At 38.6% G+C, this 18222-nt stretch carries 17 protein-coding genes; 7 read left to right on the top strand and 10 right to left on the bottom strand.

Annotated elements, in window-relative coordinates; translation table 11 throughout:
- Positions 1-3: 3 nt before the first annotated feature.
- From glyA to B5D46_RS04405, 8 genes are all read right to left on the bottom strand, one after another.
- The gene (glyA, locus tag B5D46_RS04370) at positions 4-1266 is read right to left on the bottom strand and encodes a serine hydroxymethyltransferase (protein ID WP_031491076.1); all 1263 of its coding nucleotides are present in this window, start codon (positions 1264-1266) and stop codon (positions 4-6) included.
- 210 nt (positions 1267-1476) lie between these two features.
- Positions 1477-2727, bottom strand: a complete 1251-nt coding sequence (locus B5D46_RS04375) for an MFS transporter (RefSeq protein WP_078928402.1) — start codon at positions 2725-2727, stop codon at positions 1477-1479.
- A 183-nt stretch (positions 2728-2910) separates the two neighbouring features.
- Positions 2911-4269, bottom strand: a complete 1359-nt coding sequence (locus B5D46_RS04380; protein ID WP_078928403.1) for a nitrogenase component 1 — start codon at positions 4267-4269, stop codon at positions 2911-2913.
- A gap of 6 nt (positions 4270-4275) precedes the next feature.
- Positions 4276-5820, bottom strand: a complete 1545-nt coding sequence (locus B5D46_RS04385; protein WP_078928404.1) for a nitrogenase component 1 — start codon at positions 5818-5820, stop codon at positions 4276-4278.
- A 6-nt stretch (positions 5821-5826) separates the two neighbouring features.
- A complete protein-coding gene (locus tag B5D46_RS04390; protein ID WP_078928405.1) occupies positions 5827-6750 on the bottom strand; it encodes an ABC transporter permease in 924 nt (307 codons plus the stop codon).
- 6 nt (positions 6751-6756) lie between these two features.
- Positions 6757-7848, bottom strand: a complete 1092-nt coding sequence (locus B5D46_RS04395) for an ABC transporter substrate-binding protein (RefSeq protein WP_078928406.1) — start codon at positions 7846-7848, stop codon at positions 6757-6759.
- A gap of 24 nt (positions 7849-7872) precedes the next feature.
- A complete protein-coding gene (locus tag B5D46_RS04400; RefSeq protein ID WP_078928407.1) occupies positions 7873-8679 on the bottom strand; it encodes an ABC transporter ATP-binding protein in 807 nt (268 codons plus the stop codon).
- Between the two features lie 269 nt (positions 8680-8948).
- Positions 8949-9407 (bottom strand): NirD/YgiW/YdeI family stress tolerance protein, encoded by a 459-nt coding sequence (locus B5D46_RS04405; RefSeq protein WP_159443019.1) that lies wholly within the window; start codon positions 9405-9407, stop codon positions 8949-8951.
- 118 nt (positions 9408-9525) lie between these two features.
- On the opposite strand from B5D46_RS04405, the gene B5D46_RS04410 reads away from it, so the two are divergent.
- The 5 genes from B5D46_RS04410 (at position 9526) to B5D46_RS04430 (ending at position 14631) form a co-directional block, all read left to right on the top strand.
- Positions 9526-10395, top strand: coding sequence for a LysR family transcriptional regulator (locus B5D46_RS04410; protein WP_031491073.1), 870 nt, complete (start codon positions 9526-9528; stop codon positions 10393-10395).
- A gap of 257 nt (positions 10396-10652) precedes the next feature.
- The gene (aroQ, locus tag B5D46_RS04415; protein ID WP_200805015.1) at positions 10653-11105 is read left to right on the top strand and encodes a type II 3-dehydroquinate dehydratase; all 453 of its coding nucleotides are present in this window, start codon (positions 10653-10655) and stop codon (positions 11103-11105) included.
- Positions 11106-11141: 36 nt separating this feature from the next.
- A complete protein-coding gene (gene accB, locus B5D46_RS04420; RefSeq protein WP_031491071.1) occupies positions 11142-11606 on the top strand; it encodes an acetyl-CoA carboxylase biotin carboxyl carrier protein in 465 nt (154 codons plus the stop codon).
- Positions 11607-11628: 22 nt separating this feature from the next.
- Positions 11629-12990, top strand: a complete 1362-nt coding sequence (gene accC, locus B5D46_RS04425; protein ID WP_078928410.1) for an acetyl-CoA carboxylase biotin carboxylase subunit — start codon at positions 11629-11631, stop codon at positions 12988-12990.
- 258 nt (positions 12991-13248) lie between these two features.
- Positions 13249-14631, top strand: coding sequence for an ATP-binding protein (locus B5D46_RS04430; RefSeq protein WP_078928411.1), 1383 nt, complete (start codon positions 13249-13251; stop codon positions 14629-14631).
- A gap of 85 nt (positions 14632-14716) precedes the next feature.
- Here B5D46_RS04430 and B5D46_RS04435 read toward each other — a convergent pair whose 3' ends face one another.
- A complete protein-coding gene (locus B5D46_RS04435; protein WP_078928412.1) occupies positions 14717-16372 on the bottom strand; it encodes a cytochrome c biogenesis protein CcdA in 1656 nt (551 codons plus the stop codon).
- A gap of 133 nt (positions 16373-16505) precedes the next feature.
- Between B5D46_RS04435 and B5D46_RS04440 the strand changes: the two genes are divergently transcribed.
- The gene (locus B5D46_RS04440; RefSeq protein WP_078928413.1) at positions 16506-16766 is read left to right on the top strand and encodes a hypothetical protein; all 261 of its coding nucleotides are present in this window, start codon (positions 16506-16508) and stop codon (positions 16764-16766) included.
- A gap of 155 nt (positions 16767-16921) precedes the next feature.
- Positions 16922-17878 (top strand): Rpn family recombination-promoting nuclease/putative transposase, encoded by a 957-nt coding sequence (locus tag B5D46_RS04445; protein ID WP_078928414.1) that lies wholly within the window; start codon positions 16922-16924, stop codon positions 17876-17878.
- Between the two features lie 178 nt (positions 17879-18056).
- Here the strand turns inward: B5D46_RS04445 and B5D46_RS04450 are convergent.
- The coding region (locus B5D46_RS04450; protein ID WP_143675602.1) for a transposase at positions 18057-18222 on the bottom strand (166 nt) is incomplete at its 5' end.

Raw genomic sequence — 18222 nt, forward strand, 5'->3', positions numbered from 1 at the left:
CGATTAGTCTTTGTATACAGGGAATTTAGCACATAAAGCCTTAACACGATCACGGCACTTTAGAATAACTTCATCGTTCTGATAGTTATCTAAAACGTCACACATGATAGATGCTAACTCTTTGATTTCAGCCTCTTTGAAGCCTCTTCTGGTACATGCAGGAGTACCCACACGGATACCTGAGGTAATGAATGGAGAACGAGGCTCACCTGGAACTGTGTTCTTGTTTACAGTGATGAATGCCTTGCCTAATGCAGCCTCTGCATCCTTACCGGTCATTTCACGACCAATGAAGTCCATTAGGAACAGGTGATTGTGGGTACCGCCAGATACAACCTTGTAGCCGCGCTTCATAACTTCTTCAGCTAACAGCTTAGCATTTGCTACAACCTGCTTCTGATAGTCAACATACCAAGGCTCCATTGCCTCCTTGAATACAATTGCCTTAGCAGCAATGATGTGCTCTAGAGGACCACCCTGAGTACCAGGGAAGATTGCAGAATTCAGTTTCTTGTAGATTGTCTCGTCGTGGCAGTTTGAAAGAATGAAGCCAGAACGTGGACCACCTAAAGACTTGTGGGTTGTTGAGGTAACAACGTGTGCGTGATCGATTGGGCTTGGGTATACACCAGCTGCAATCAGACCTGCAACGTGTGCCATATCTACTAACAGATATGCACCAACTTCATCAGCGATTTCACGCATCTTTGCCCAGTCAACGATTCCTGAGTAAGCTGAGAAACCTGCGATAATCATCTTTGGCTTGATTTCCTGAGCCTGCTTGCGAATTGCCTCGTAGTCTAACTCACCAGCCTCATTAACCTCATAGCCGTATGATTTGTAAACCTTACCTGAGAAATTAACAGAGCTACCGTGGGTTAAGTGACCACCTGATGAAAGTGACAGACCTAATACAACATCACCTGGCTGACATAATGCAGCATAAACAGCATTGTTTGCCTGTGAACCTGCGTGAGGCTGAACGTTTGCAAAGTCGCACTTGAATAGCTTGCATGCTCTATCAATTGCTAGCTTTTCAACGATATCAACGTATTCACAGCCACCGTAGTAACGCTTTCCTGGGTAACCTTCAGCGTACTTGTTTGTTAACTGTGAACCCTGTGCTTCCATAACACACTTAGAAGCATAGTTTTCTGATGCAATCAGCTCAATGTGATCTTCCTGACGCTGATTTTCGCCGCTTATTGCTGACCAAAGCTCTGGATCGTATTCTGCAATTGACTTAGCTTTGTTAATGAAGCTCATTGGATTTCCTCAGTATTGTTTAGTGTTGGTATGCAGATGTTAAAACATCTGCATAAAAAAGAATGCAATGGTATTTTATCATTTTTTTTGACGTGGCTATCACTTTATTTATTAATGATCACCTTTAGATCAGGATACTGTTTTATGACGATGGAGAAGGGGATTTTTTTGAAAAAGCCTCACGATATACAAGTGAGGCTTTGTGTGTCATTAGTTAGCAGTAGATACTGTTCCTGCAAATGTTTTGGATGTTCTGTGATGTGCTTTTTCTCTGCCTAGTGCATATACCGAAAATGATGCAAGCATGCACAGAATGATATCAATACTCCAGAGCAGATCATAACTCTGAGTCTTATCTACAATCAGACCAGCAACATTTGAACTTAAAAAGCTTCCAAGCTGATGGAAGATAAAGGCACATCCAAATAGAATTCCCAGCATTTTTATTCCGAAGCGGTTACGGATAATCTCAGAGGTTGGACTTACTGTTGCATCACAGGTTAAGCCGACGCATAAAGAGAACAGTATTACGCTTAGAACAGTTTTTGGCATCAGGAAAATAAAGGCAAGGGCTGCAACTGCTCTTAACATATACACGGTGCCAAGAACATTTTTAAGAGAAAATACTCTGTAGCAGAATCCACATAGGACAGCACCTATCATGGTTGAGATTCCGATAAGTGAATAGCTTAAGGTTGCTACATTGTCTGTTATTCCATATGAAATAAACTGTGAGTACAGATGTGTCTGAAGAATAGACATATGGAAGCCACAGGTAGCAAAACTCAGTAGCATGATAATAAAAGTTCTGTCATGGAGTGCGCTTAAAAATGAGCTTCTTTCTATTCCAATATCTATATCTTCAGCTGTAGAGATAACCTGCTTGCGGTTTGATAGCCACAGACTTACAGGAATGATAATCAGAGTAAGTCCGGATAAGGTCATCATGGTTGTCTGAATTCCAAAGTTTGAATTCAGTACATTCATGAATGGACAGAGAAACATGGAGCCGACGCCGGTTCCTGCATTAACGAATCCTGAAACTGCAGTAGCTCTTGCTAGTCCCAATGCAGGGGTTGCTACAGCCATCATCAGACCAAAACAGGTACCACCTGTTCCTGCGTGGAAAAGTATTCCTAAGAATACTGTCAGAGATGTTACACTGGTACAGAATGGTGTTGCAAACAGACCTGAGAACATTAAAAGACAGCTTAATGTCAGCATAAATCCATAAGATTTCTTTAATGCTAGATAGGCAAATAAAGGTTGAACCAGTCCATATACCAGCTGACCTAGAGCAAGTACAAAGCTTATCTGGCTATACGTCACGCCGCTGTTGAGCATGATTGGCTGCAGGAGAAGGGCAAGGTTTGAACGTATGCCTGAACTTACAGCATAGACAAGACAGGCACAGAAAGCGATCATACATACATATAGTAATCTTAGTTTTCTGATACTCATAACCACACCTCAATATTTATCTTTTATGAGGCTAGATTACAGTCTAATTACTTATTAGTAAATCAAAAATATCTTATTGATATATTAGAAAAACTAATAGATAAAAATAAAACGTATAATTACCAAAAAAATGCCGATTTTTAAAATCGGCATTAGTGTTTCTTTTCAAATAAACTCTGGTTTCTAAGGATTTTCTCTAACTGCGGATGAGTAAATCTGCTCAATCAGACTCAGAGCGCCTTTATATCCAACGTAAGAACGGTTGATCACCACCTCCTCTGTGGTAATGGTTCCAACTTCTAGCAGAACCGCTCCTTTTTCCTTTGCAACGTCTCTCTCCCATGAGGAGCCGATGATAAGAGGCGTTCCACTTCCAAAATCAGTATCTTTGATCTGCTGCTCTGCTATATATCCATCCTCTATAAACTGAACATCCACATCAACACCCTCTGTTATATTGTGATATATATCCTTGATGTTGTCCTTGTGTGCTTCAGGAGTATTATCTGTAATAATCTGCTTTACCGGAATAAGTCCCATCTGATCAGAGAGAAATCGTGTAAATGCCAGGTTGTAGGCAGAATCTGAAACTACAGCAAACTGGGAAGGAAATCCGAACCAGTACTCTGCAAAGAAATCTGCAAAATGATCAAGATAGTAGTAATACTTGTCAGCTTCCTTTTTGATGAATCGTTCGCTCTGAGTATTTGCTATTCCTGAAAATTCCACAACCTTTCTGACAAATCTGGTGGTTTCCTCTTCACCGATAGGTATAACCGGAATATGCAGGTAAGGCTGATCGAATTTCTCCTCTAACAGCTTTGCTGTACTTAGTCCAACCCATGGTGAGATTACAAGATTAAATGCTGCGTTTGGAATATTCAGCCAGTCTTTGCCCCCCTGACTTTCCGGTCCAAAAAGAATATTCACCTCAAAGCCGCTGTTCTGCAGGATGCGAACTATTTCCTCGTAGTCACCTCTCCAGAAAGTGTTGAAGTAAGGAATTTCAAAAAAGAGATTTACGAGATTTTTCTGCTTCTCTCCTTTGACGTAATTCTTTTCTACAAACTGTTCGATAATCGAGTTAACTACGACCTCGTGTCCATAGATATTGTTACCTTTAAAGCCTGGTATTTCAGCATTTACGATTGGTATTCCCTGTTTCTGATAACGGCTGACAACTGACTGCACATCATCACCAACAAGGGCAGGAGAACAGCCTGTCAGCACCACATAGAGATCACCATTCATGATCTTTACTGCTCCGCTTATGGCTTTATCAAGCTTTGCAGCTCCTCCAAAAACAATCTCCTTTTCACCAGAGTTAGTTCCAGGAATATCTCCTCCTCCAATTCCGACAGATCCCTGAAAACCATTACAGAATGACATTGTGAAATACTGCTGATCCACACATCCCGGTCCGCAGTTAATTATAGGTACAGCATTCTTGATAGCTGAAACTGTGTAGGCTGCACCAAGTGAGCAGGCATAATGTGGATGAGTGATTGATGTGTTCTTCTTTTTTTTCTTAGCTGTATTCATTTTGTTTTATCTCTGGTCTATTTCGATTAGTTCAGGATCTCTTGCGAGTATGAAAGGATCGTTCTGTGCCAGCCACCAGTCAGAGTAGGGCAGTTTTACATGTCTTTTCAGAACCTGATTGAATTTCTTTCGGGCAAGAATATCTAAAATTGCTTTGCCGGTTCTGATTATTCCATCGTATCCGACAGGAAAATGCTCATCTCCCATTGCAAAGGAAGGAATTCCCATACGGGCTGCATTAGGAGCCAGACCATTGTGACGGACAATGATGAAATCAGTATCAACATTTCTTAGAATTACCGGTAACTGGAAAGGCTGAGTCTTACTTACAGAGTAGTTTGGAATATCTCCATAGTTTTCTACCAGAGTCTTTAAGGTATCCTGGTTTTCTTTGCCTCCGTCATAAACAGGATCATGATGGAAAACAACTGATCCGTTAACCTCAATTCCGAGTTCTCTTAAAACCGAAATCAGGCCGTGAGCATAGGCGGAACCAGTAATAACAAAGCCTTTTACTCCTTTAAGCTTGGTCTTTAATGATTCAATTTCGTCGTGAACTCTCTCGTGTTCACTCTGTATGTATTTTTCTGTCTCCTCAACTTTGTCCACAACCCTTGCTATTGCTCTTAACCATTCGTCGGTTCCTTTAATGCCGTATGGCTGTGGGGCATCAATCTGCGGTACACCGAACTGCTGTTCAAGACCTGTGGCAAGATATGAGCCCAAAGTATGGCAGAATGTTGTTGTCGCTACAGCCTCTGATGTTTGTGCAAGCTCATCAAAACTTGCAATATCCATGATGTAGTTAACACGAAGTCCCAGTGGTTTGAGCATATCGGTAAAGTAGTCTGTACCCCATAGCGCAACAATATTGATAAGATCTTTCTGTTTTTTAGGATTCCTCTTGGTTATCTGCCTTAAAACACCGTGCTGGGCAATATCAAATCCAGTACTCCAGTGTTTTGATCGGAATCCTTCACAGTGAAGGGGAATTACAGGGATGCCAAGCTCCTCCTCCATCTCGTCCGCTACACTGGTGATATCTTCACCGATGATAGCGGTAGAACAGGACATAGACAGAAAGATTGCTTTTGGATGATATCTGTCAAAAGTTTCCTGAACCGTTTTTCGTAGCTTTTCACTTGCTCCAAAAACCATATCGTTTTCCATAAGGTTTGTGGTAACTATGTTGATATTACGTGGTTCGAGATTTCGTCTTGCCAGTCCATTACGCATGGCAAGATTAAATTCAGGATTTCTGGCAGTACAGCCAACCGGACTATGCTGAATCAGTACACAATCCCTAAGATTTCCTGCCTGACATGAGGCAATTGAATTTGCACACATACTCTGCTGATTGAAAGGCATCTCAAGTTCGCAGAGTCTGCATCCATTTTTTTTTCCGCAATCAAACTCTCTTTTGATTAGACTGCGTCCTTCGTAATTGGATTGCATCACCAGATCTGATGCTGTACCAGTCCAGGATGTAATGGATCCTAATCTCATTTCTCGATTTTCAACGGTATCGAGTGCTAAATTAATCTGTTTCATCGGTATCTATTCTTTCCATCTAAAAAAACGGTTTTCTATCTTGCGTAAAATGTAGGTAACAGTACTTACTACAATTCCTAAAACCACCAGTCCAACCATGATTCTGGTGAAGTTACCAAAACGCGCGTAGTACTGAATATAAAAGCCAAGACCGCTTCCTCCTCCAATCATCTCTGCCGAGGTGAGCATGATAAAGGACAGTGAAATTGCGATATTGCATCCGGAAAAGACCTGAGGTAGTGATGCCGGTAAAATGATCTTGAATAGGATCTGTGCTTTTTTTAGATTCAGAACCTTTGCCGAATTTATTATTTTGGAATCAACATTCAGAACTCCATTCATTGTTGAGGTCAGAATAGGCCAGAATGAAGTTATGAAAATAATAAAAATCGAACAAGCCTTAAATGAAGGCAGCAGAGCAAGAGTGTAGGGAATAAAAACTACTGGAGGAATAGAGCCCAAGAAGCTTGCTACACTTGAGAATGCTCTTCCTGTTCTTGCGTTAAAGGCAAGAAACAGCCCCAGAGGAATTGCAGCTGAAAGTGCCAGCGTAAAACCGATAACAATTATGGATAAAGAACAGCCTATATCCACAATCAGACGTAGATAGTCTCCCAAAAACTGCTTTACGATTACACCTGGGGCCTTAAAGATATCCTCAGGAAGAATATTCAGCTTTGCGGTTAACATAAGCCACACAAAAAGAGATGTACTGATTATCGCAAATGTGTCCATTATCAGAGTTCTCTGTTCATCTTTTCTTGCGAGGAACAAAACAATGAAAAATGAAACCTCCAGCAGCAGAATGAATCCTAATGCATAATCATTCTGTGCGGAGCGCTTTAAATGATCCTCAAGTCCAAATGCACTTAGAACAAAGAGGAGCACAAATAAGTTGTTCAGATTAAAAACAGCGGATTTTAAATTCATAATTATTTAGTTAGAGCGTTGATGGTACTGGTACAGTTCTTTATAAACAGCATCATTTTCGTTTTCTTTGACAAGTTCATTTAGTGCCTGCTCATATAGAGCTGCTGTATAGTTAGGCTTGATGTCAAATTCCTTTACAAAGCCAAGGTCAACAAGACTGTCATAGAAAACGTCCATTCGCTTCAGATCCGGATCCGGATTTGCAATTTCGTTATCGTATTTGTAGGTGTCTGCAAGTAGCAGATCTTCATCAACGTCTACATACTTGGCGATGTCCTTAATTGATTGACTTTCGTTTGTTTTATAGAATTTGTAAGCCTTGATTAGTGCTCTGATAAAGTGTTTGTATGTTTCAGGCTCTGCCTTAAGTTTGTCTGTAAGTATTGCCTGACGACAGCAGACATGATTGTCAAATCCTTCAACATCTCCACTGTTTGCAAGAATTGTATAGCCTTCGTTTTCTGCCAGAATTCTGTAAGGTGCATAAAGTACTGCCGCATCGATTTCATCATTTTTTAATGAGGCATATACATCAGAGCCGTCGTTGAACATTACGAATTCAGTATCTTTATCCAAACCGAGTTTTTTCAGCGCTTCTCTGATTACAATGTGTCCAGATCCAATGCCTTCCACACCAATCTTCTTGCCTGCCAGTAGTTTGATAGACCATTCTTCCTTTGGTATTCCTTTTACAATCCTGTCCTTTACAATAATTCCATGACCGGTTTTCATTGCACCTGCGAACAGGGAAATCTTGTGGCCTTCAGACATATAACTTACAAGTTCACTTGATCCATAGGCGCCAACATCGATTTTTCCTGATTCCATTGCGGCAAGTTCACTGTTGTTTTCATTAAACAGAACCAGCTCGGCATTAATTCCTTCCTCTTCAAAAAATCCTTCTTCCTTAGCAAGAAAATACAGCAGATGTCCTGGAGATGGCAGGTAGCCTATTCTTACGGTTGTAAGTTCTGAAGAGTGATTCTGATGCTCTTGATGTGCTGCGTGTTCATCCGTTTTTTTATCGTCCCCACAACCTTGAACTGCCGACAGAAGTAAAGCTAAAGATATAACCTTTAATGTGTTCTTAAATTTCATTTTTTTTTCCTTATGTTGTTTAAATCATCCCGCTAGTGCAAATTCAAATTCAGGCTCACGAACGTTTCCATACAGTGAGTCAATGAGCTCGGCACGTAGTGTTTCATAGTCTCTGGTTTTTCTAATATCAGAGCGGTTTCTTGGTCTTGCGAATGGAACTTTTATCTCTTTATATACATGTCCTGGATTTTCAGAGAAAACTACAATCTTGTCTGACAGAAGTATTGCTTCGTCTATATCGTGAGTTACAAAGATTACTGTCTTGTTTTTTTCTGAAGATGACCATAACTCCAGTACCAGGTCCTGAAGAGAACTTTTATTCTTTGCATCTAAAGCACCAAAGGGTTCGTCCATGATCAGAATATCTGTATCCATGGCAAGAGCTCTTGCAATAGCAACTCGCTGCTGCATGCCGCCTGAAAGCTGAGAGGGGAATTTGTTTTTGAACTGCTCAAGATGAACCAGATCCAGAAAATGATTTGCAAGCTTTGTAACTTCTTTCCTGCTAAGCTGTTTTTTAGCCTGCTGAATTCCAAATTCTGTATTTTTTAGTGCGGTCATCCAGTGAAAAAGAGAATAATGCTGGAATACCACACCTCTATCTGTACCGGTTCCTTTTACTTCTTTTCCGTCAATTAGGATTCTGCCGGAAGTTGGCTTTAGAAGTCCTTCCAATACACTCAGGAATGTACTTTTTCCACAGCCAGATGCTCCGACAATACTTACGAATTCTCCTGACTTTACAGAAAAGGAAAGATCTTTGAGAGCTTCAAAGGTCTGATTGGGGGTCTTGTATTTTACACATAAATTTTCAACATCTATTTTATTCATGAGTTTCTCCCATTTAAAACTGATGTAACACTTAAGAAAACTTTCTGTTTTCCTAAAATTGGAGTCATCATAACTTCTTGTTATGTGATCTATGTGTAATTATTTTATTAGTCACTTTATTTTCTGGCTAATACTGTTTTTTTATTGATATCAATAGGTTTTTTGAATAACCGGTAGGAAGGAAAGATTTGATGAATTCTGTGGAAGGAGGTCTGAGGATAGTCAGACCTCAAAAATGGAGAATTATTTTGAAAATAATGCGTTAAGAGCTACATCCTTCTGTTTGTTTTGGGAGGAATTCTGATTCCTATCTGTGTCATTGGATGCTCAGGAGGAAGTGCGCACTTGACATCAAGACTGTCTGCTGAGAAGAATTCCTTGTCATACTGCGCTATAACTTCAATGGTTTCGTCTTTACGAATGAAGGACCAGTCTTTATCCTTGTTTAATTCAATTTCAATAGTATCGCCGTTTTCATCGGTAAATTCGTATTTGTCATCGCCAAAATACTTTGTGACCTTTCCTTTCACTCTAACAATCTCTTCGTCTTTTTCGTTTTTCAGATCTCTGATGGCGATAATATTCAGCTTTTTCTCAAATCCATGAGTCTGGCCCTTAAATTCAGACTCGCATGGTCTTGGTGTTTGAGCGATACCTTCAGCAAATGCTGTAGAGATATTTGTAAGCAATATAGAAGCAGTGCCCAACAAAATTAATTCTTTTATCATAAAATAATCTCCATATGCTCTGGAATCTGGCAGATAATTATAGTAGAGGCATCTTAGTCTCAACTTAGTCAAATCTCGGGCAATCGCAGTTTTCTGTATTTGGTGTTCACATATATATATGAATAGATATCTGGCATTACATAAAATCATTGAACTTGGTAATTTTACCAAGGCAGCTTCTGCCATGAACTGCACACAGTCTGCAATTAGTCAGATGATTTCCTCTCTGGAAGATGAACTTAAGATAAAACTGCTTAACAGATCTAAATCAGGAATTTCTCTTACTAAAGAGGGCGAGAAATTATACCCCCATATACAGCGTCTTGTATACGAATATAGAACAGTAAAAGAACATGCTCAGGAAATAAGAGGTCTGGAAACAGGAACAATCAGAATCGGAACCATGGGAAGTATTTCCACGCACTGGCTGCCAATTCTTATTAGTGAGTTTAAAAAGAAATACCCTGCAATCGAATTTGTACTGCTCGAAGGCGACTATGTTTCAATTACAGAGTGGATTAAAACCGGCGCAGTTGATTTTGGATTTGTAAACCCGGATGCTGTTAGCGGTATCAAGACCTCTCCTGTAAAGGATGGACGTATGCTGGCTGTTCTTCCTCCTGGTCATCCTCTAGCTAAATGTGATGTTGTTTCTCTTAAGGATTTAGGACGTGAACACTTTATTCTTCTTGAGGAAGGAAATCATTCTGAACCTCTTATTGCATTCAAGGAACAGGGAATTCACCCTAAAATCAGCTATGTTATTCATGATGACTACACTATTATGAATATGGTTGAAGCCGGCTTAGGTGTAAGTATGCTTGCAGAACTTATGCTCAAGAGGATTGCATACAATCTCGAACTAAGACCTACAGATCCTCCTGTAATCAGAAAAATGGCTATAGGTTATAAAGACAGACTGTCACTTACCATTGCCGCAAGAAGATTTATTGAACTTTTAAAAGAAAATATGGACAAATTACCATAGAAAGCAGTTATTTTTGATGAAAATCAAAACAATAGTTCACAGAAACTGTTTTTTTTGTGATTCTTAAAAAAAATTGGGGCCGCACTCAAAAAATGCTTTTTAAAAACTATAAAAGCAATTTTTTTTTACTACTCTGATATAAGGATATAAGCGAAAAATCGTAAAAAATTACGAAAAAATTTGGTGATTTTAATAAAAAATGCGCCACTTTCGCTTAAAAATGATAAAATGCGCGGATTAAGATATTCGGGAGTCTAATTTTGGCAAAGCATTCAATTTTAGTTGTTAACGGACCAAACCTTAATCTGCTGGGCGTACGAGAGCCTCAGATTTATGGTCATACATCATTAAAAGATCTTGAAAATCATCTTAAGGATGTAGCAAAGGAATTGGATGTTGATATCGAGTGCTATCAGTCAAATTCTGAGGGCGATATCGTTACTAAAATTCAGGATTCTAGATTAAACAAAGATTTTGTTCTCATAAATGCAGGTGCCTACACTCATACCAGCGTTGCTATTCGTGATGCTTTAACCGGAGTTGATTTGCCTTTTTATGAGATTCATATTTCCAATGTTCACAGAAGAGAAGAATTCAGGCATCATTCTTATCTTTCTGATGTGGCCGTTGGAGTCATTGCCGGTTTCGGACTTAATGGTTATGAATATGCCTTAAGATCCGCTGTCGATTTCTTAGGCCGTAACCGTTAAGATTTAGAAATAACTAAATTAGGATATTTTATGCAAATTGATATTCATAAGATTGCTAAGCTTATTGAGATTGTTTCAAAATCAGATGTTTCTGAGATTAACTTAAAGCAAGGCGAAGAAGAGTTAAAGATTACTCGTGAAAAGGCTGTTGCTCAGTCAGTTCAGACTGTAATTTCAGCTCCAGTTGCTGCTCCTGTTGTACAGGCAGCTCCAGCAGCTGCAGCTCCAGCTCCTGCTCCAGCAGCTGCTCCAGCAGCTCCTGATGCTGCAAAGCTTATGAAGTCACCAATGGTTGGTACTTTCTACCGTTCAGCTAGTCCTACCGCTGCTCCTTTCGTTGAGGAAGGTGCTTCTGTTAAGGAAGGCGACACTCTATGTATTATTGAAGCTATGAAGATGATGAATCAGATTCAGGCTGACCGTTCAGGTGTAATTAAGAAGATTTTGGTTGAGAATGGCTCAGCTGTTGAGTTTGACCAGCCTCTATTCGAGTTTGAATAATAACTGAGAGTAAACCTAAAATATGAAACTTGAAAAAGTTCTTATAGCTAACCGCGGTGAGATCGCTTTACGTATTTTACGTGCTTGCCGTCAGTTAGGTTTAAAGACTGTTGCAGTTCATTCAACAGCCGATAGAGATCTGTTACATGTTAAGCTTGCAGATGAAGCTGTATGTATTGGACCAGCAGCTCCAAAGGATTCTTATTTAAATATTCCTTCAATCATTGCTGCTGCAGAAGCAACAGGTGCTAATGCAATTCACCCAGGTTATGGTTTCCTATCAGAAAATGCTGATTTCGCTGAAATGGTTGAGAAATCAGGCTTCGTTTTCATTGGACCAACTGCTGATACTATCCGTCTGATGGGCGATAAGGTATCTGCAAAGAAAGCTATGCAGAAAGCTGGTGTTCCTTGTGTTCCTGGTTCAGCAGGTGCATTAGGTGAGGATTTCGAAGAGAATCGTCAGCTGGCTAACAAGATTGGCTACCCAATTATCATTAAAGCTGCCGGTGGCGGTGGCGGCCGTGGTATGCGTGTTGTAAGATCAGACGCTGAGCTAGAGGAGTCAATTGCTCTGACTCGTCGTGAAGCAGACATGTTCTTCAACAATCCTGCTGTTTACATGGAAAAGTTCCTTGAGAATCCTCGTCACGTTGAGTTCCAGGTTCTTTCAGACGGTCAGGGTCATGCTGTATACCTAGGCGAACGCGATTGCTCAATGCAGCGTCGTAATCAGAAGGTTTTAGAAGAGGCTCCTGCTCCATTCATTTCTGAAGAGCAGCGTAAGACTATCGGTTCTCGCTGTGCTCAGGCATGTATTGATATTGGTTATCGCGGAGCTGGTACTTTTGAGTTCCTATATGAAAACGGTGAGTTCTACTTCATTGAGATGAACACCCGTGTTCAGGTTGAGCACCCAATTACTGAAATGATTACCGGTGTTGATATCGTTCGTGAAATGATATCTGTATGTGCTGGTAACCCACTTTCAATTACTCAGGATGACGTAAAGATTAAAGGTCATGCATTCGAATTCCGTATCAATGCAGAGGATCCTTCTACCTTTATGCCTTCTCCAGGTGAGATCAAGTATCTTCATGTACCTGGCGGTCCTGGTGTTCGTTGGGATAGCCATGTATATCAGGGCTATAAGGTTCCACCTCACTATGACTCATTAGTTGGAAAGTTAATTGTTTTTGATGATACTCGTGAACAGGCTCGTGTTCGTGGCCTAGAGGCTCTGGATGAGCTGGTATTAGATGGAATCAAAACCAATATTCCTCTACACGAAGATTTACTGAATGATCCTGTTGAGATTAAGGGCGGCGCAAGCATCCATTATCTTGAGGAGAAATTAGAGGCTGCTAAGGCTTCAAAGAAGTAATCTTCATCAAAACATAACTCAGAATAATCCCTCAAAATGTGAGGGATTTTTTTTGCGTTAAAGTCTTGTCCAATATTAGCTTTTGGTTGCGTATTAACCAAATCTTTTCTTGTACTTCTTCACTATTATTTCTAAACTTAATATTAACAGAAATTAATTTAGCCTAAATCGATTTAGGCTAAATCGATTTAGGTAAAAATATTTTGGTCTAAATATGTTTGGGCTAATCCAATATTCAATAATGTTAAAGAGGTCTTTATGCAGGAAGAATTCAGAGGTCGAAAAAAAGAATTAAAAGCCCTTGACAGAAAATTTAGACAAAATGGCTTCGCAATGACTGTTCTGTACGGCAGACGCAGAATTGGTAAAACAATGTTGATTAATAAATTTATGAAAGACCAGTCTTGCAAATGTATATCTTTTACGTCGGTTGAACGAAGTGAGTCTGAATTACTGTCAATGATGACTGATTCTGTCCTTTCAGTACTTTCTCCTGAAATGCATAACATTATTCAATTTAATGATTTTGAAAATATCTTTGACTACATAGGAAAATTTGCTGAAAAAGAACGTATTATTTTTTTTATAGACGAGTATCCTTATCTAGCAAGGCAATGTCCATATATCCAGTCTGTGTTACAAAAAGTTATTGATACCAAGTGGAAGAATAGTAATCTTTTCTTTGTCTTGTGTGGATCTCTAGTAAGCTTTATGAAAGATGAAGTCCTTGCAGAGTCAGCTCCTTTACATGGCAGAAGTGATCTTGAATTAAAACTTAGACCCTTTAATTATCTTGAAACAGCAGAATTCCTTGATGGTTATACGAATAAGGAAAAGGCTATATGTTATGGCCTTTCAAATGGTGTAGCCAAATACATTGAACAGTTTCCTACTTCCGTTAGTCTTGATCAGAACATAATTGATCAGTTTTTTTCTGTAGGAGGTTATTTTTCTGAAGAACAGATTAAAACAGTAACAACTAACGATAGACAGAATCCAGCTCTGTACAATTCTATTATATCCGCTGTTGCAACAGGTCATACCAGAAATAGTGAAATCTCATCTTATGTCGGAGCGGAAGATATAACTTATCCCTTAAAGATTCTTACAAGAGCTGAACTTCTTGAGAGAAGAATGTCTAAAAAACCTTACTATGTATTAAAAGACAGTATGCTTGAATTTTGGTTTAAATATGTCAACAGAGCAACTAGTCTTATAAACGCTGATAATGGAGAAGCTTATTATTATTCATCTGTAAAAAATAATATTCACGAATTTATGGGAAAAATTTTTGAAAAAATGGCAAAGGAATATTTGATGCTCCATGCTGGTAAAGATAATATTCCTTTACTAACAGACGTAACTGATTATCAGGTGTCTGTAATTGACGAGGATAAAAAACAAAAGCAGATTGAAATAGATCTTTTGGGCTTAAATGGAAAAAAGATTTTGCTGGTAGGTGAGTGTAAGTTTAAAAATGCGCCTTTTGATAAGGCCGAATATGATAATTTTATGGAAAAAATAAAATATATTCCTGCTGTAAATCCTACTATATGTATCTTTTCTCTAGGTGGTTTTTCTGATTATGTCAGACAGAATGCGGGGAAATGCTTGTTAATACCTATAGACAGCATGTATTAGTGTATATATTTTTTTTCTAACTGCGAATTTGGCTACCTGTTAAAAATGTAATGAGCAGGCAGCCTTGCACGAATGAAAAAGAATACTAATCAGTAATTAGAGCTGTAATTTCTTCAAGATCTGGTGAACCAGTATATCTTCTGATAACCTTTCCTTCTTCATCTAAAACCATAAGAAAAGGTACTCCAATTATATTGAAGTTCTTTGTCAGTTCCTTGTTTGCTTCGGTGTCAGGATCTGTTATATCAAAACGAATTCTGTTCATGTCTTTTGTAAGATCTAAAAATTCATCACTTGCATAAATAGTCTTATCAAGCTCATGACAGTTTGCACACCACTCTGCGGAGAATGTAACCAGAGTTTTCTTTCCGTTGTATTTGCTTAAATCAGCAATCTTATGAACGAGTGTGAAGTTTCTGTTGGTAACATGTGAAGTTCCTGTATAAACTGCGGTATAAATTGCCCAGAAACATAAAAATGCAGCCATCAAAATATAGGAAACCTTCTTGCTTCTGAACAGAACTCCTATAAAGTAGGCTCCACAGCTTGCGTAAACAGCCGGCTCGATATATCTGTTCAGATCACCGAACAGGTGCTGACAGATGTAGTAAGCTCCTAAAAACAGAGGAATTGCAAAAAGTCTTCTGATTTGCTCTGTGTGATTCTTTAGTTTTGAAATATATTTTGAACCGAAAAAACCAATTACAAGCAGAGGAACACCCATTCCAAGACCAATAAACAGGAACATCAGAACTCCCTTTAAAATTGAATTGGAAGTAATGATGTATACAAGAGCACCTGCAAGTGGTGCACTGGTGCATGGAGTTGTAATCAGAGCTGATAGAGCGCCAAATATAAATGCCTTGGCAAGAGTTCCATCTTTCTGTTTGTTAATTGCAATCTGAAGCGAGTTGTTAAACAGCAGTGGTACTTTCAGATTGATAAATCCCGCACAGTCTAGAGTGAAGATAAGCAGAATAGAACTGAGAATAATGATTGATACTGGGTGCTGGAGTATTCCATGAGCAGATACACCAATCTCTGCAAATACCAGTCCTAATACACAGTAGGTTAGGGCAAGGCCAAGAATGTAGCTGATATTCTGTTTTATCTTGTGGGCTGCAGATACGTATTTAGTGCCCATGATTGTTGCTGAGTAGATTGAAAGCAGAGGTAATACGCATGGGGTTAGATCAAGAGCAACACCAAAGCACAGACATAAAAGAAGAATAATCAGAAAATTATCGTAACCGCTGAAGATTCCTTTTTCCTGATTTATATTTGATGCTGGCAGTTTCTCGATATTTCCTTTGATGTCTTTTTCAAGAAAGATATCCTGTGTCTGGCTTGGGTAGCAGATTCCCTGACTGTCACAGCCTCTGTAGCTGAATTTTACTGTGCTTCCTGCTTTTCCATCAATTAATTGAGTGTTAAAGGAAACTGACTCCATATACACTTCGTTTGTTCCGCTTACATCTTCATGCATGATGCCATCAGGTAGCTTGTCAGAACTTATAAGAACATCTGCAGCTTCAAATCCTATAGAGTCTTTGTATATATATGATCCATTTTTTATGAGAACGTTACACCTGATTAAATCATTGTTTAGCGTGCATTCAGCTGAAAAAGGAAGACCTTCCTGAGCGGTTGCTCCAAGAGCGTACAGTTTGTCGAGGTTAATATCGGCAAACGAACTTAGTGAATAGAAAAAAGTTAGCAGGGTAATAAGAATTCTGAGCATATATCTTTCCTTGTATTAACTGAATCATATCAAAATTTGAGTATTCAGTTTCGTTAATTTAGTGAGAAATAATCGGAATTCAGCAAACGTCAACTAAACTTAAGGTATGAAGTGTATGTGAGTAGAATGAATTATGAATATTATAAAGGCATGCTGGCTTTTTATTAAAAGCTACTTTTCAAAACTGTATGCTGTCTATTTTATAAGATGGCAGATTTCTACTGTTGTCATGATGCCGTTTATGTACGTTCTGGATTCTTTAGGCCTTTCCGTTATACCTAATCTGATTATTGCTCAGACTATCGGTTCTTTAATCTTCTTCAGACTTGATAAGCTTATCTTTAATTTCTTTGACAGAATCAAGAATAGAAAACACAGTAAAGAGTCTGAATAGAAAGATTTCTTTTATATTTTTCTCAGATTCCTAAACTAACTTTTTGCTTTTAATTTAGAAAGTTATTCTGTTTTTTTGAAAAATAATGCCCCCATTACGAGAAGTACATAAAAAACGTCGTATATGATGTTTCTTTTTCTTTATTGGAGTGATTAATGCAGAATTATTTGCTGGAAATTGAAAAAGATCCTCGAATGGCTCAGCATCATCAGGAGATTTTGCGAACTGAAAAGATCTCTACAACTAATGATATTTTTGCAAAGAAGTTGTTGTCTAGAAAAACTATACTGATAGATTTTCTTAATGCAGTTCTAGACAGGAATGATGAGAAGAAGATTTTAGACCTGACCTATAATAATAGTGAGATTCTTGGTTTAACTTCAGATGACAAAACTTCAAGACTTGATATAACCTGTACACTGGCCTCTGGTGAAAAGGTGAATCTTGAAATACAGGTCTTAAATGAAAAAGCCTGGATAGAAAGAAGTTTGGTGTATTGGAGTCGTTTGTATACTTACAACCTTAAACGTGGAAGCAAATACAAAAATATTGCTGCTGTAATATGCATTCATCTGCTAAAATTTAATCTGTTTGATGCAGTAAAGAATCCCAAGCCACATAGTAAAGCTAAGCTCTGCAATCTGGAAGACGGAAAACCTATTACCGATCTGATGGAGTTTCATTTTCTTGAGTTAAGAAAATTCTCCAAAAAAAGAATTTCTTCTATGAGCAGAGCGGAGAAGTGGCTGGCTTTCTTTTCAGGTAAACTGTCAGGTGAGGACGAGATATTAATGAAAAAAGATAAGATTTTCGACGAAGCTCTTAACCTTCGTAATGAGTTTGTCAAAGATCCAGATGAGTATCTTGCATACCTGAAAAGAGAAATGGAGCTGATGGATTATGACAATGCTCTGTACGAGGCCGGTTTGGATGGAGAAGCAAGAGGAATCGAAAAAGGAAAAGTCGAAGGAATTGCTGAAAGTGACTACAACAAGGTCAAGACTTTAATTGAAAAAAAAGGACATTCTCTTGAGTCGGCTTTGGACCTTTTGGATATATCCAAAGAAAGATGGTCTGAAATAGAATCTATCTTAAAAAAAATTCAAAAGTAAAAAAAGAGGCTGGCTAAAAAGTATGTCAGCCTCTTTCATTTTTCAAACATAGAATTTTGTTATTTCTAGGGAATTGAAATTTTCAAATACGATTTTGTTGAGATATTTATTTTGATTGGAGATTTTTAGAACTTTTAGAGAGATAAGGTAGGAAGCTTAAGGTATTTCTTGTTCTTTTTTAACTTATTACCGCATTCATTTCATTTCTTATATTGGCCCATTTTCTTATATTATGAGCCAGAGCCACAAGCCCAAATTCAATTATTACCTTCGCTTTAGATCGCAGTCTGAATCTTTTGAAACCGTGATTATATTTGATATCACCGAATACAGCTTCAGGTTCA

The organism is Succinivibrio dextrinosolvens DSM 3072 (assembly GCF_900167015.1).
Taxonomy (GTDB): Bacteria; Pseudomonadota; Gammaproteobacteria; order Enterobacterales; family Succinivibrionaceae; genus Succinivibrio; species Succinivibrio dextrinosolvens.

Excerpts from the sequence above, each read along its gene's own strand:
- B5D46_RS04380 (WP_078928403.1), bottom strand. The coding sequence starts at position 4,269 with ATGAATACAGCTAAGAAAAAAAAGAAGAACACATCAATCACTCATCCA.
- glyA (WP_031491076.1), bottom strand. The coding sequence starts at position 1,266 with ATGAGCTTCATTAACAAAGCTAAGTCAATTGCAGAATACGATCCAGAG.
- B5D46_RS04400 (WP_078928407.1), bottom strand. The coding sequence starts at position 8,679 with ATGAATAAAATAGATGTTGAAAATTTATGTGTAAAATACAAGACCCCC.
- B5D46_RS04375 (WP_078928402.1), bottom strand. The coding sequence starts at position 2,727 with ATGAGTATCAGAAAACTAAGATTACTATATGTATGTATGATCGCTTTC.
- B5D46_RS04410 (WP_031491073.1), top strand. The coding sequence starts at position 9,526 with ATGAATAGATATCTGGCATTACATAAAATCATTGAACTTGGTAATTTT.
- B5D46_RS04390 (WP_078928405.1), bottom strand. The coding sequence starts at position 6,750 with ATGAATTTAAAATCCGCTGTTTTTAATCTGAACAACTTATTTGTGCTC.
- B5D46_RS04445 (WP_078928414.1), top strand. The coding sequence starts at position 16,922 with ATGCAGAATTATTTGCTGGAAATTGAAAAAGATCCTCGAATGGCTCAG.
- accC (WP_078928410.1), top strand. The coding sequence starts at position 11,629 with ATGAAACTTGAAAAAGTTCTTATAGCTAACCGCGGTGAGATCGCTTTA.
- B5D46_RS04435 (WP_078928412.1), bottom strand. The coding sequence starts at position 16,372 with ATGCTCAGAATTCTTATTACCCTGCTAACTTTTTTCTATTCACTAAGT.
- B5D46_RS04405 (WP_159443019.1), bottom strand. The coding sequence starts at position 9,407 with ATGATAAAAGAATTAATTTTGTTGGGCACTGCTTCTATATTGCTTACA.
- B5D46_RS04385 (WP_078928404.1), bottom strand. The coding sequence starts at position 5,820 with ATGAAACAGATTAATTTAGCACTCGATACCGTTGAAAATCGAGAAATG.
- B5D46_RS04430 (WP_078928411.1), top strand. The coding sequence starts at position 13,249 with ATGCAGGAAGAATTCAGAGGTCGAAAAAAAGAATTAAAAGCCCTTGAC.
- B5D46_RS04440 (WP_078928413.1), top strand. The coding sequence starts at position 16,506 with ATGAATATTATAAAGGCATGCTGGCTTTTTATTAAAAGCTACTTTTCA.
- B5D46_RS04395 (WP_078928406.1), bottom strand. The coding sequence starts at position 7,848 with ATGAAATTTAAGAACACATTAAAGGTTATATCTTTAGCTTTACTTCTG.